The organism is Atribacterota bacterium (assembly GCA_028703475.1).
Lineage (GTDB): Bacteria > Atribacterota > Phoenicimicrobiia > Phoenicimicrobiales > Stramentimicrobiaceae > JAQVMU01.
Genome location: JAQVMU010000041.1, coordinates 1 through 14,055, shown reverse-complemented (window position 1 = coordinate 14,055; position 14,055 = coordinate 1). Strand labels below are relative to the sequence as shown.

General features: G+C 35.5%; 12 protein-coding genes and 1 pseudogene. All 13 read right to left on the bottom strand.

Features of this window, described 5'->3' with window-relative positions; translation table 11 throughout:
- The coding region (locus PHQ99_05590; protein ID MDD4289041.1) for an ABC transporter ATP-binding protein at nt 1-1,418 on the bottom strand (1,418 nt) is incomplete at its 3' end.
- A 298-nt stretch (nt 1,419-1,716) separates the two neighbouring features.
- On the bottom strand, nt 1,717-2,508 hold the full coding sequence (locus tag PHQ99_05585) for a glutaminyl-peptide cyclotransferase (GenBank protein ID MDD4289040.1): 792 nt from the start codon (nt 2,506-2,508) through the stop codon (nt 1,717-1,719).
- Nucleotides 2,509-2,868, bottom strand: a complete 360-nt coding sequence (locus tag PHQ99_05580) for a P-II family nitrogen regulator (GenBank protein MDD4289039.1) — start codon at nt 2,866-2,868, stop codon at nt 2,509-2,511.
- Nucleotides 2,869-3,348: 480 nt separating this feature from the next.
- Nucleotides 3,349-4,059, bottom strand: a pseudogene (locus PHQ99_05575) (DUF1538 domain-containing protein).
- Nucleotides 4,059-4,748: a DUF1538 domain-containing protein gene (locus PHQ99_05570; protein ID MDD4289038.1), complete on the bottom strand. Its 690-nt coding sequence runs from the start codon at nt 4,746-4,748 to the stop codon at nt 4,059-4,061. The pseudogene PHQ99_05575 and the gene PHQ99_05570 overlap by 1 nt, the downstream one beginning before the upstream one ends.
- A 210-nt stretch (nt 4,749-4,958) precedes the next feature.
- Nucleotides 4,959-5,513, bottom strand: coding sequence for a YeeE/YedE thiosulfate transporter family protein (locus PHQ99_05565; GenBank protein ID MDD4289037.1), 555 nt, complete (start codon nt 5,511-5,513; stop codon nt 4,959-4,961).
- 2 nt (nt 5,514-5,515) lie between these two features.
- Nucleotides 5,516-6,037 (bottom strand): YeeE/YedE thiosulfate transporter family protein, encoded by a 522-nt coding sequence (locus PHQ99_05560; GenBank protein MDD4289036.1) that lies wholly within the window; start codon nt 6,035-6,037, stop codon nt 5,516-5,518.
- A gap of 35 nt (nt 6,038-6,072) precedes the next feature.
- Nucleotides 6,073-7,491, bottom strand: a complete 1,419-nt coding sequence (locus PHQ99_05555) for an MBL fold metallo-hydrolase (GenBank protein MDD4289035.1) — start codon at nt 7,489-7,491, stop codon at nt 6,073-6,075.
- A gap of 33 nt (nt 7,492-7,524) precedes the next feature.
- The gene (locus PHQ99_05550) at nt 7,525-9,312 is read right to left on the bottom strand and encodes an SLC13 family permease (GenBank protein MDD4289034.1); all 1,788 of its coding nucleotides are present in this window, start codon (nt 9,310-9,312) and stop codon (nt 7,525-7,527) included.
- Between the two features lie 35 nt (nt 9,313-9,347).
- Nucleotides 9,348-10,712 carry a deoxyribodipyrimidine photo-lyase gene (locus tag PHQ99_05545; GenBank protein ID MDD4289033.1) on the bottom strand — a complete coding sequence of 455 codons (1,365 nt, stop codon included), beginning with the start codon at nt 10,710-10,712 and terminating at the stop codon, nt 9,348-9,350.
- Between the two features lie 135 nt (nt 10,713-10,847).
- Nucleotides 10,848-11,882: a low-specificity L-threonine aldolase gene (gene ltaE / locus PHQ99_05540; protein ID MDD4289032.1), complete on the bottom strand. Its 1,035-nt coding sequence runs from the start codon at nt 11,880-11,882 to the stop codon at nt 10,848-10,850.
- A gap of 183 nt (nt 11,883-12,065) precedes the next feature.
- The gene (locus PHQ99_05535; protein MDD4289031.1) at nt 12,066-12,821 is read right to left on the bottom strand and encodes an outer membrane lipoprotein-sorting protein; all 756 of its coding nucleotides are present in this window, start codon (nt 12,819-12,821) and stop codon (nt 12,066-12,068) included.
- A 31-nt stretch (nt 12,822-12,852) separates the two neighbouring features.
- On the bottom strand, nt 12,853-14,055 hold a 1,203-nt coding region (locus tag PHQ99_05530), incomplete at its 5' end, for an ABC transporter permease (GenBank protein ID MDD4289030.1).

Sequence of the window (14,055 nt, the reverse complement as noted above, 5' to 3'; positions counted from 1 at the left end):
CCACCGGAAAGTTTGAGCCCTTTTTCTCCAACATAAGTGTCATAGCTATCAGGAAGACTATCAATAAAATCATGGATATTTGCATCTCTTGCTGCTTGAACTACTTCTTCATGAGTCGCATCAGGCTTACCATATAAAATATTTTCTCCAATTGTGCCAGTGAATAAAAAGACATCCTGTTGTACCAACCCTATATTTTTTCTCAGTGAACTAAGCCTAATGTCTTTAATATTTATGCCATCAATTAATATTTTTCCTGATACCACTTCATAAAACCTGGGAATCAGGTGACATAAAGTAGTTTTACCTGCTCCTGAAGGGCCTACCAGGGCTAGGGTCTGCCCCGGTTTTATAATAAGATTGATATCAGATAAGACAACTTCGTTTTTCTTATAACTGAAAGAAACATTTTTAAACTCGACTTTCCCCTGAATTTTGTCTAATTTCAGTGCATTTTCTTTATCTATAATGCTCGGCTTAATTTTCATAATTTCTACAAATCTTTCAAACCCACTGATTCCTTCCTGTAACTGTTCAGTTAGATTTGTCAGCCGACGAATAGGTTGTAAAAAGAAACTTATATAAAGTAAATAAGCAACCAAATCTCCCATTCTGATAATATTTTTAAAAACAAAATACCCTCCCAATCCTAATGCAATAATATTTAAAAAATTTGATAAAAACATTATGGTAGAAAAGAATTCCGCCATCACCTTGTAAGACATTTCTCTTGACCTGTTAAATTCCTCATTGCCCAGATCGAATTTTTCCATTTCAAACTCTTCATTGGTAAATGATTTAGCCACCCTGATACCGGAAATGCTGTTTTCAAGCTGTGCATTTACATTGGCAATCTTTTTTCTTACTAATCTGAAAACTTCAGTCATTTTTTTTCTTTTGTTAACTGCATACCAGAGCAAAATAAACAAAAAGCCATACAGTACCAATGTTAACCGCCACTCAATTTGAAAAAGGATAATAAAAGAACCAATTATCATTACAAAAGACAGAAAAATATCTTCAGGTCCATGGTGGGCAAGCCCGCCTATGCGACTGATGTCATGCACTACTCTGGACATGATATGTCCGGTCTTCACATTATCAAAATAATCCACTGATAAGTTTTGTAAATGCTTGAATAAATCTGTCCGCATATCACGCTCCATCCTGGCACCCAGGGCATGTCCCCAGTAATTCACAATATACTGGGAAATGGCTCTTAGAATGGATAGAGCAATTAGGAAAACAATAAATACATAAAAAAGTCTTAATTGGTTATTTGGAATAATATTGTTTATAAAATGTCTGGTAACTGCCGGAAAAGCCAGGTCAACCGCTGCAATAAGGGTAGCAGCAATTAAATCTAATAAAAGAATACCCTTATAAGGTTTATAATAATGTATGAATTTTTTAAACATTTATTCAACTCTTTTCGGTGTTTCGGTGTCAAAATGTTAAGTAATATATCCTAAAAACAATATGGGATTGTATCATTATAGCAAAAAAAATTCAATATTTTTACTATTTGAGATTTCTCAAACATTTATTGCAATATATTATTTTTGGTTTTATTAAAGGCAGGTTGCGAAATCCAAAAAATATTATTTAATCTGTTTGATTGATGAACAAGCAGGCAGGATTGTAACAAAGATTATTATTGATTCTATTTGGAATGCCCCTGAAAATAAGAAGTTGTATTCAGTTAATTAAGTTATATTAATTTTCAGATATTTTTATTCTGAATATTTTCGGCCATAGTTTACCGGTAATCAGTAAATGTCCTCTTTCAGAATCAAAGGCAATGCCATTCAAAACATCTATTTTTTCATTCGTTTTAACATCCTTCAGAATACCGCTTAAATCCAGCCAGGAATTTACTTTACCTGTCTCCGGATCAATAATAGCAATTATGTCAGTCTGCCATATGTTGGCATAAATATAGCCATTGATATATTCTAATTCATTAAGCCTATCAACAGGTGTGTCACCATCAGAGACGTTAATTTGCTTAACCTCTTTCAATTTAAGAGGATCTATAAAACGCAACACAGAGGTTCCGTCACTTATAATTAAATATTCTCCGTTATGGGTAATTCCCCAACCTTCATGAGAATAAATAAATACATCTAATAATCGAAAGGTTTCAAGGTCATAAATAAAACCTGTCTGTTTTTTCCAGGTAAGCTGGTAAATTCTATTATCAAAAATCGTTATACCTTCTCCAAAAAATTTATCTGGAAGATTATATTGCTGTAAAACTTTCCCGGTTTCCAGCTCGACTTTGCGAATTGATGATTCTCCATATAGTCCAGTTCCCTCATATAAAAAATCTTCATTTAATATAAGTCCCTGGGTAAAAGCTGCAGTATCATGTGGATAGCTTTCAATAATTTCATATTGAAGAACCGGAGAAGAATCAACAAAAAAAATTGCAAAACTGGTTAGAACAGGAGAAATGAGCACTATTATAAAAATAATTAAAAAAAATTTTCCGGACTGTATACTCATTTATTTTTTCTCTTTCTTATCATCCTTTTCTAAATCACATAAATGACATATTCCAACTACTTTTTTTACATCCAGTACAAAGGCAATACCTTTACCCGGGTCATCCAGGGATAATTCTTCTTCAATTGCTTTTAATGTTTCATCTGTTTTCTTTTGGTCAATTAAAGTTAACACTATTTCTTTCTCCGGCTCAATTGGAATACCAAATATTTTTCCATCCTCACGCACACCGGTACCACGTCCGTGAATAATTGAACCCCCTTCGGCTCCTGCCTTTCTGGAAGCATTTACCACATCTGTAGCAAAACCTTTGCTTACAATGGTCACAATTAAATCAAATTTTGCTTTTATTTCTGCCATTTTGTCCTCCATAGTACTTATAATTTTCTTCTTAAAATCTTATTAACCTATACAAAAGGAACTATGAATATTTATTTCACCCTTTTATCTTTTTTCTTTCATGGCATTATACATATTACAGATATCATCAATATTTTTTGAATCCAGAATAAATGCAACACTATTATCAATATTATTAAAATACATTTCCTTTTGAATTTTCTTTAATACCTTCTTACTTTTACCGGATTCAACCAGGACTAATATCATTTCCTTTTGCGGCTCAGTGGGAATGTCTGACATTTTTCTCTCTTCACTTAAGCCAACGTAATTTTCAAAGTTTATAACCTCTTTTTTCACATCTGCTTTTTTAGTAACATCAACTATGTGCTTAACATGCTCTTTGTTTGTAATAACAACAATTAATTCAAAATCAGAAATCACTCCAGTTTTTTTCTCTTCTTTCTCTTTAATATTTCTTATCTCTTTCTCCATTTTAGCTTCTGCTCTATTATATAAAAATCCTAAAATCAGGATTGATAGAATCGGCACCATGGCAACCATTGCTATCATTCCAAATGCATCTGTGAGAGGGTCACTCCCTGAAATAACAGTAGAACTCCCAACAAATAATGATAAAAGAAATGTAGCAATCATGGGACCGGTGACTACGCCTCCGGAATCAAAAGCAATCGATACAAAAACTGGACTGACAAACCACATAAAAATCAGCACAATTAAATATCCCGGTAAAATAAAATACCACAGAGATATATTATTCATCATCCTGAACATAGATAAAGCTACCGCCACAGCGACCCCAAAAGATAAAAAATACAGGATAATTTTTCTATTAATTGAGCCTGCTGTTACCTTTTCAACTTCAATAATTAATACCTGGATTGCCGGTTCAGCAATTGTTACTACAAATCCCAATACAAATCCAATGGGAATAAGAATCCAATTATAAGATAATTGTCCAAGTGTCTTACCTATCAAATCACCCATGTAAATAAAGCCCAAATCAACCCCACTCAAAAATAGAACAAGTCCTGCAAAAGTAAGAAATAGTCCTCTTAAAACTATCACAAACTGAGCCCTGGGTAATTTTATTTTTACAAATTGAAATATAATAAATATAATTAAAAGAGGCAACAGAGCAAATAAAACTTCTACTGTTTTGTTTGTTATAATATCTAAAAATATTTCCATCAAAATATTATTCCTAAAATCAATACTGACAAAACAGGTCCGACAGAAGCTAATCCTACAAAACCAAAACTATCCCCGGAGGTAGTTTTAGCGCCACTTACTGAAGACATTCCCACTCCAAAGGCAAGAATGAACGGTACTGTCATAGGACCTGTCGTAACTCCTCCGGCATCAAAAGAAACTGCAAAAAAATTTGGTGAAGAAAATATAGCTAATAAAAACACTAAAATGTAACTGCCTAACAATATGATACGTAGAGATACTTTAAAAATTATTCTTATTAATGATAAAGCAAGAAATATCCCTAATCCCAGGGACACGGTAATCATTAAAAGGCTTTTTGGAATTTCCCCGTTTGATACATTCATTACCTGATCCGCAAGGACCTGTAAACCGGGCTCAGATATAGTAACGGCAAATCCTAATGTAATACCGAGACCAATCCATAACCAGAGATTCTCATTCTTCATTAATACAACGCCAAATTCCTCACCAATGGGTAAAAGGCTGTATCGTACACCTATAAGAAACAGAGTAAAACCGGAAAAAGTCAATACAACGCCAAAAAGAAATAACATAAATTCTCTAATCGGCAACCGAATAATTGTAAATTGTAAAAGAAATACTGCTAAAGTTATTGGCAATAAAGCCTGCAGTACTTCCATCATTGTGTCCTTAATATTCATCATAACTCTCCAGATTAAATTACATGCATCGCTAAAATATTATAATTAACAACTACAGTTATGTATAATTTCTATTATTTGAGTTATTTCAGCAATAAATAAAATTGGATTAAATAAAGCTAACTTCCAAAAGATGTATTCATTTAGCATATAATAAAACAATTAAATTAAAGCCTTGTTTAGCTAAACAAGGCTTTAATTTTTCATTATTTTTTATAATCCAACTGATTCAATTATATACAAAAATAATACAATTAATAGACTTATAGGGATAATTACTAACCAGGGGTTTACTTTTAGATATTCCGGGATAGTAATTTCACCAAACCAGCCTTTCTTGAGAAATTTTTCCAATCCTGGATATAAATGGGCAAATATTCCTGACCCTATTATAATTCCTGCCAATCCTCCTAATAAGGCATCCAGGTTACCCTGTCCTATTGCTGCTGAAATCGTTCCAGGACAATATCCCAGTAAGGCAAAGCCAATCCCAAATATCAGTCCACCGACAACTGTCATACCAATAGAACCTGGTTTCGGGTGCATTTCTACCATTCCCACTGCCTTCAGCAGGTAAATGCCAACCATTCCTACCACAATGGCAGATAATATTATCTTTATGACTGTGAAGTCCTTTAAAAGTAATTGCCCTATAATTACATCATATTTGGCTACCCCTCCTTTTTGCAACAGAAAACCAAAGAAAAAACCCATTATAAGACCGAGGAATAGCTGGGTCCTGTTTTGAGAATGCAATTTTTTTAACATCTCTAACCTCCCAGTCCATAGTACATAAATTGGGCAGTAATTATTCCGCCAATAAAGAATAATATTACAGCAATCCAACTGCTAACTGCCAGCTGCATAGTTCCACTAATGCCATGACCACTGGTACAGCCGCCAGCCCAACGAGCTCCAATACCAAGAACAATACCACCAATCAATGCAGTAAAAAAACGTGGTAGAAAAGATACCCCAAACCGTGCCATCCAAAGAGAGGGAACCAGTCTTAAAGAAAAATCCCCTGAAAGCATCGCCGAAACTAAAGAACCTATTATAATGCCTAAAACAAACATCCACTCCCAATCTATTACAGCAGGAAATTTTTGGTAGTAGGGGTTTTTTTCTACAGATTTACCTGTTAAGGCCTGTTCTATCATGCCACTGGTTCTGGCGAAAGCGGTAGAACATCCAATGGGTTTGTTGGAAAGTAAAAAGGTAAACCAGCTTAATATCCCAATTCCTGCTCCCACCAGATAAGGAGACCATGTTTTCAAGGTAAAAATTTCCATTTAATTTTTCCTCCTTGTTTTGATTATTATTTCTACTATTTTCTATTTATCTTCCAGCGATAAGGAAAACTTCCCCATTTATTAATCGTTTCTCTGTTTTCCCCAAATTCTCCCATTCCGGTCATTCCACCGGCAACATTTACCAGCTGTTCAAACCCTCGCTGTAATAATAGGGAAATGGCAAGTGTTGAACGATGACCGGTGCTGCACACTACATAATATTTTTCCTCTTTATTCAGTTCCTTGTATCTTTCTCTCAAGTCAGGAGCAGATATGTTAATTGCACCTTCTATATGATGCTCTCCAAATTCGCCTGTGGCACGTACATCCAGGATTTTAACACTATCATTTTCTCTCAAAGATTCTAATTCCGGGGAAGAAACCTGTAATACATGACGGCTTGGCAATCCATCTTTAGCCCATTCAAACATTCCGCCTTCCAGGTAGCCATAGGCATTATCCAAACCGACTCTCCGAAGCCACACCGCTACCTCTTCAGCAGAAACTCTATCAGGTGTTACTAACAGAATCTGGCTTTCGGGGGGGATAACCCAACCGGCAAAAGTCGGGAAATTACCGTCATAATCAATACCATATGAGTTTATTATGTGCTGTCCTTCAAAGGCATCATAGCTCCGGCAATCCAGTATCACATATTCATCAGATTCTGCCAGCTTTCCAAATTCTATTGGCGACAAAGCCTTTATGGGGTCCATTTTTCGTACTAATTTTGGACCTTTCCGGTTAATCTCACTACAACGGCTGAAGTGGTCCGGTGCCGGTGGCATATCATTGGTCAAGGAAGCAATAAACTCCTTTTCTGAATCAATCTGTAATGCTTCATTGTATCTCTTCTCATAACCAATTGTGCTTCTTCTTTTAGCTCCCATGGCTCTTCCACAAAGAGAGCCTGCCCCATGTGCCGGCAATACTTCACAAAAATCAGGCAGTTCCTTAAACTTTTTCAGGCTGTCAAACAGCTTGGAAGCTAACTCCTCAGCCCTGCCAGGAAACAAATCCGGTCTCCCCACATCTCCTACAAACATAGTATCACCGGAAAATAAAACTACAGGATCTTTACCTCTGGACTTATCTGTAACAACATAGGCAATATGTTCCGGTGTATGACCCGGGGTTTCCAATACCCTGATTGAAATATTGTCAATTTGGAATTCATCTCCTTCTTTTAATGCCTGATGTTCAAACTGACAGTCTGCAGAAGCCGGTGCATAAATTTTAGCCCCTGTTTTTTCAGCCAGATCCATATGCCCTGATATAAAATCAGCATGTAAATGAGTTTCTAAAATATGAGTGATTTTAAATCCCATATTTTTAGCAGCAGTAATATATTTGTCAACATCACGGCTGGGATCAACGATAGCACAGTTTTCTTCTCCTCCTAACAAATATGAGCTGTGAGCAATCTTTGGTACATAAAACTGTTCAATATACATAAATTTCGTATCCTCCTATATTTTAATGGTAAATTAGAAATAAAAGAAATAAAAAACAAAAGTAACAACTACTAAAAACAAAAAAGTCATGATACCGCCTGCTTTTAAATAATCAGAGTTCTCGTAACTACCTGCAGTTATCAGCATAGCATTAACCTGATGAGTGGGCAATATAAAAGAATTAGCCGCACAGACTGCAACCAATAATACCAGAGGCCTGGCATCCATATTTATCAACACTGATAAATTTATAATCAATGGCACCAGGACAACTGTAGAAGCAACGTTTGACATAAATAAGGAAAATAAAGTGGAAATAAGGGCAATTGAAAAAATAATAAGGACAGGATGTTTGCCTTGCATAATAAACATTAACTTTTCAGCCAGAAAAGCAGCTGTGCCGGTTTTTTCCATAGCAATACCCAGTGGAATCAGCCCGGCAATTAAAAATACCACTTTCCAGTCAATTGCCTGATAGAATTCTTCAATATTCAATACTCCGGTTAATACCATGACAACTGCACTGGTAAGAAGTGCAATAGAAAGGGGGTACCCGGCAAGAGCCAATCCAATACCTGCAGCAAAGCAGGCTATTGCCAGGAATGATTTTCCCTTCTTCTCACTTTCAGTTTTGATAGATGTTAAAACAATAATCTGGCCTGTTTCTTTTAAATGATTAATATTTTTCCATAACCCGTGAAAGATTAGAATATCACCTGCAACCAATGTTCTATCAGAAAAATTACCCCGCACTGCTTTCCCCTGGCTGAAAATCATGATTGGCTCTATATGATAATTCTTCCTGATAGCTAACTGGCGTATAGTTTTACCGACAAATTCAGACCTGGGAGGGATAATTGATTCGGCAAACCCGGCTTTTTGGGGATTTTGAAAATCAGGAAAAATATCTGACTTTTCAATTAATTGCAAATTATAAAAAACTGCAAACTCTTTTACTCTCTCTTCATTTCCAAGTAATGCCAGTTTTTGACCCGGTTTAAAGTGAGTCTCTCTCCAGGGGGCATATTCTATACCTTTTTCCATTGACAAAGCCAGTATATTTAACTGATACTTTTCCCATATACCGGCAGCTTCGGGAGTCTTGCCAACCAGGGGGCTTTTTTCGGTTATATAGTAATGTCGAACCTGGTTGGGTAATTGCCACGATTCTATTAACATTTCCTGCTCAGGTTTAACTGATTTAACATCCCTTTTTGGTAATACATAAGGTCCTAAAAAATAAAAGTATAAAATACCGGTCAATAATAGTAAAAGTCCAACCGGGGTTACGCTAAAAAGGTTATACGGTTCCAATCCTGCACTTCTCAGGAAATCATTTAAAATTATTAGAGGACCTGAGGCTACCATAGTAAGTGTTCCCCCTAAGATTGCAGCAAAACCCATGGGCATAATCAACTCTGATGGATGATAATTCTCTTTTTTGGCAATAATTATTATAACCGGTAAAAAAAGAGCCGCCGCACCTATGTTTTGTATAAAAGCCGATATCAAGCCAACAGAGAGAGATACCAGTACGATTAACTTGCGCTTATTTCCGGAGACAATCTTTATAATCCAACGGGAAAATTTCTCCATTATACCTGTTTTATAAATCCCGCTACCTATTACCATAACTGCAATCATGGCTATAACCGCATTACTGGAAAAACCTGAAATTACCTCTAAAGGTTCTAATATTCCTGACCATCCTAATGATAGCATACATAGAATAGCTACCAAATCCACTCGCAATATATCAAAGATAAATAGCATGATAGTTGCTATCAGGATTATTATAACAATCAGCTGCTGAGTCAGCATATCTGTTCTCCTGTTATAATTCAATATATTTTGCTTTACTTTTTCCTTAGCTCTTGAACCTTCTGGATATATTTTTCCATATCAAATTTTCTTTTCAAACCATTGTCATTCATAAAGCGCACTTTACCAAATATAGGACGTTCCTTCCATGCCCGGTCATGTTTTCCAAAACACCAGGCAATTCCCGTATATCCATTAGGGTCACGGCCATCCAGTTCATATTTATTATTTAAATAAATACACCTTTCAAAGGCTTCTTGAGGTGCAGTGCTCCATTCTAATATTTTTTTACCCCAGTACATACGCATATATCCGTGCATTTTTCCTGTAATTACCATTTCCTGCTGAGCAGCATTCCAATAAGGGTCATGTGTCAGTGAATGTTCTAATTCTGCAATTGAATAAACAATTTTCCTGGTATCGTGCTGGTGTTTTTCCAGACTACTCTTTGCCCATCTGGGGAGCCCCTTAAACTTATCGTAGTTAGCATTATAATAAACATAATTTATTGCCAGCTCACGGCGAACGATTAATTCTTCCAGATACACCCGGTAAGCTTCAGCTGGTGCCTCTGATTTTAATTTTAATGCAATATATAATGGAGAAATCTGCCCGAAGTGCAAATATGGACTCATATGTGATAAATAGTCTTCAGATGGGTTATTCCGCAAAGATTCAAAACGATATATTTTTTCCTTGATAAACTGATTTAAAAAATCTTTGGCTTTACTATTTCCACCATGGAAGATTGGAGAAGCCGGTACTGAGCTGTCTACAGTCAGATAATCAAGACAATTGGAAATGTCGTCTATAGGTAATGATTTTATAGCAAAATTTAATGATGAATGTTTTGGTTCTGTAGTATCTATTGGCTTTAAATAATCTGATAATAATCTATTTACTTTTGGCCTGAAACTACCCGCAGTAAATTCTTCTTTAGTTGAAGCAGTTTCTACTGGTATAACAACATCACTTTCAACCTGGAGCATCAGACATGGTATTTCTTCTGCATATTTTTCTCTCCATTCAAGGTGAAAATGTAAATAACCGCAATCAGTAACAACTATAGCTGCATCTTTTGCCAGTTTAAGTAAATCCGGAGTAATGTTGTCCTCTTGATAATGAAGAATCATTTTAATGTTGTTTTTTTTCAATTCATTATAAACTTCCTGCAGGCCTTCCAGCATAAAATAATAATGACGGAAGTTAGCATCAGGAAAATTTTTTGTAAACTCGAAATAAACCAATACTGGTAATGAACGCTTATTAGCTATTCTGATTGCCGTTTCCAAAGCCTGATTATATTCAACACGCTGTGAAGCCTGCATCCAGTAGATAATATATTGTCCTGGCCGCTCTTCCTTCTCATTCAAGTAAGCAATTCTATCTTCCTGAATCATTCTGATATCACCTCACCTTAAAAATACTATTATCTATAATCTAAAGTAGATAGAAATAATTCATTTTTTACAATAATTGTTTTTTATACTGGTTATATTTATTTTATCATAAAGTAAAGATGAAAAATTATAATATTACCAATTCTCTGCTATTACCTGTTTAAATGCCTCAATTGTTTTATTAATATCTTCTCTTGATATATGTCTGTTAGTAACCAATCTTATCCTGCTTGGCGGAACAGGTGAAACTAAAATGCCCTTGTCTTTTAATATTTCTAAAAAAGTAGTAACCTGTACTTTTAACTGACTGATATCACAATAAATCATATTGGTCTGTACAGTGTCCAGGTCAATTTTTAATCCATCAAGCTTATTTAACTCTTCTGCAAGAAAACGGGCATTAGTATGGTCATCAGCCAAACGTTCTACCATCTTTTCGATAGCGATAATACCAGCAGCTGCAAGCACTCCTGCCTGGCGCATGCCTCCTCCCAGCATTTTTCTGTTTTTTCGAGCCCGCTTGATAAAATTACTGCTACCAGCAAGCATCGAACCAACTGGAGCACTAAGCCCCTTCGAAAGACAAAACATAACAGAATCAGCATTTTTAACTAATTCTTTTACATCAACTTTCAGGGAAACTGCAGCATTAAATATACGTGCACCATCTATATGTACTTTTAGTCCACCCTCATGAGCAAACTGACAAATTTCATCAATCAATTGTACCGGGTAGACTGTTCCTCCTCCTCTATTATGAGAGTTTTCAAGACACAATAATGTCGTAGGAGGGAAATGTAGATCTTTAGGTCTTAAAGATTGCTTTATTTGGTCTACATTAATAATACCATTTAATCCTGGTATCATTCTGGGAGATAATCCAGCCAATGCGGAAAAACCTCCAACTTCATAATAATAGGTGTGGGAATCTCCTTCCAATATTACTTCATCTCCAGGACGTGTATGACTCATTAGTGCACATAAATTTCCCATTGTACCACTGGCTACAAAAAGCGCCTCCTCTTTGCCCAATATTTCAGCTGACAGCTGCTCTAATCTGTTTACAGTTGGGTCTTCTCCAAAAACATCATCTCCCAATGGTGCATTCCGCATTGCATCTAACATTTCTGCAGTTGGTAATGTCTGGGTATCACTCCTAAGATTTATCATTCTAATTGTTCTCCTTCCCTGTTTTATCTAAATAAAATTTTTATTCAATTAATTATCAATATTACCCTATTTTTGCTTAGAATAAAATATTTTTAATATTAATAATAATAAAGATGTTCTTTTGTGTTATTTATAAACCCAATAGAACATCTTTACATTTTTCTTTTTATACTACTATAATTTTTAACGCAGGTTTTGCAGGCTGAACATATCTTCATCCAATTCAGGATTTAAATCAATCTCAGTTATTACAAACTGGGTATAGGTGTCTTTACGCAATTTATTTTCCATGATTGATTTTATCGGTAACCATCTTCCCTCAATTTCTTCAATTTCCTGTATCTCGCTTACCTTCAATAATCTTCCACTTTCTGCATAAAGTTCTTCTTTTAACCCTACAAAACGCTCTTTATCTATCCAGGTTACCCTGTGGTAATAAGATACTTTTTGACCTGGAACAGCAATGGCTTCCAAAACATAACAGGGACGATCATTAAAAGTTTCTTCTTCTAAGAGCGTAAATGTATATAATTCAGTCAGTTTGTCGGATTCCATCATCTCCTGGTAAGAGAAATCACTCCCCATAAAACCCTGTTCTAACATATGCCCGGAAATTTTAACAATATCCTCGGCATCAGGGAAGAACATCCATAGATTATCTTCCTTTTTTAAATATTTGGTACCGCGATCAGCGGCATTGGTAAATTCTACCAGGGCATCCTTCTCCAATGAAAGCATTTCCATCGTTTTTTCAATTTCCCTGCCCCCTTGACTGATAATCATGGTTGCCTCTATCCGGGCTGAATGTATAAATTCATTATCATCTCTCTTTTCCATTATTTCTTCAGCAGTCATCTGGGCTGATACAATACCAGATAAAAAATAAAATATAATTATTATTAATAACCCGATTAAAAAATTTTTAACTATTCTTTGCATATAATAATCTCCCTTCATGTTATTTATCTGATTATCTTAATGCCTCATTGGGTTCCAACCGTGCTGCCATTCTAGCCGGAATAATACAGGCAATTGTGACTACCACAACACCCAGAATAAAGGCAAAAATCAAATTTTCCAGGCTGAAAACAGTATAAAATACAGGTTCAAACATCAAATCTGCATTCATTCCTTCCATGGCTGCCCCAAAATCTATCCCTACAATAGAGAATACCTTGGTTATAATCCCTCCGAAAATAACCCCGATACCACTTCCCAGGGCACCGATAATTATGCCTTCCATGGCAAACAGGTAAAGTATTTCTTGAGATTTCAAGCCCAGAGCACTCATCATGCCAATTTCTCTGGTTCTTTCATTTACAATCATAATTAGCGTATTTATTAGAACAAAACAAGCCAGCAGGATAATAAATATATAAATGAAATTGTAAATTGTCCGAGCCATTGCAAATAGTTCTATCATCTGATAATCCCTATTCCAAAGTAGTAAGGTGTATTTTCCTGCATTATCATTACTGGCAAGGAAATCCTCGATTCCTGATAAAACTGTAGCTGTATTATCATAATCTGGTGTAATAATCAATAATTCCGTTACTTCACCCGGCATTTCCAGTATTGACTGTGCCTGGTCCAGGGGTAAGAAAAATAAATTATCATTCAATAAATCCAGATTACTTTCAATCTTTCCAACAATCTGATAAGTTGACCCTCGAAAAGCGTCAAAGGCAGTACTATATAAAAAAGTAACCTTATCTCCGACCTTTTTCCCGATTTTATCCATCAGACCGGCACCCATTACCAATTCTCTTTCTCCCGGCTTAATCATTCTTCCTTCAACTATCTGTTGATCTATTTCAGTAAATCTGATTTCTTCATCCGGGTCTACCCCCCAGCCCATCATTGTTATCATTTTATCTTCATGGCTGACCATAGCTCCAAACTTCAGGCGAGGAACCACTTGATCCACACCTTCTATTTGCAACAATTTTTCTCCTATACTCTCATAACCCTCTTCTTCAAAGCCATTTACACTGTATTTCAGTGATACCATGTGTTCTTTTAATTCATATTCTTTATCAATCAATCTGATATGACCTGCTACATAATGAATATGGTTTTCAAAAGTAGAATCTAATAACCCGCCAATCATTCCCCGCAAGAATACAACTGAAATAATTGCAATTGCAATTGCAATTACAGAAACCATCGTTCT

Coding starts and splice junctions, on each gene's coding strand:
- PHQ99_05535 (MDD4289031.1), bottom strand. CDS start 12,821: ATGCAAAGAATAGTTAAAAATTTTTTAATCGGGTTATTAATAATAATT.
- PHQ99_05555 (MDD4289035.1), bottom strand. CDS start 7,491: ATGTATATTGAACAGTTTTATGTACCAAAGATTGCTCACAGCTCATAT.
- PHQ99_05560 (MDD4289036.1), bottom strand. CDS start 6,037: ATGGAAATTTTTACCTTGAAAACATGGTCTCCTTATCTGGTGGGAGCA.
- PHQ99_05580 (MDD4289039.1), bottom strand. CDS start 2,868: ATGGCAGAAATAAAAGCAAAATTTGATTTAATTGTGACCATTGTAAGC.
- ltaE (MDD4289032.1), bottom strand. CDS start 11,882: ATGATAAATCTTAGGAGTGATACCCAGACATTACCAACTGCAGAAATG.
- PHQ99_05565 (MDD4289037.1), bottom strand. CDS start 5,513: ATGTTAAAAAAATTGCATTCTCAAAACAGGACCCAGCTATTCCTCGGT.
- PHQ99_05585 (MDD4289040.1), bottom strand. CDS start 2,508: ATGAGTATACAGTCCGGAAAATTTTTTTTAATTATTTTTATAATAGTG.
- PHQ99_05545 (MDD4289033.1), bottom strand. CDS start 10,712: ATGATTCAGGAAGATAGAATTGCTTACTTGAATGAGAAGGAAGAGCGG.
- PHQ99_05550 (MDD4289034.1), bottom strand. CDS start 9,312: ATGCTGACTCAGCAGCTGATTGTTATAATAATCCTGATAGCAACTATC.
- PHQ99_05570 (MDD4289038.1), bottom strand. CDS start 4,748: ATGATGAATATTAAGGACACAATGATGGAAGTACTGCAGGCTTTATTG.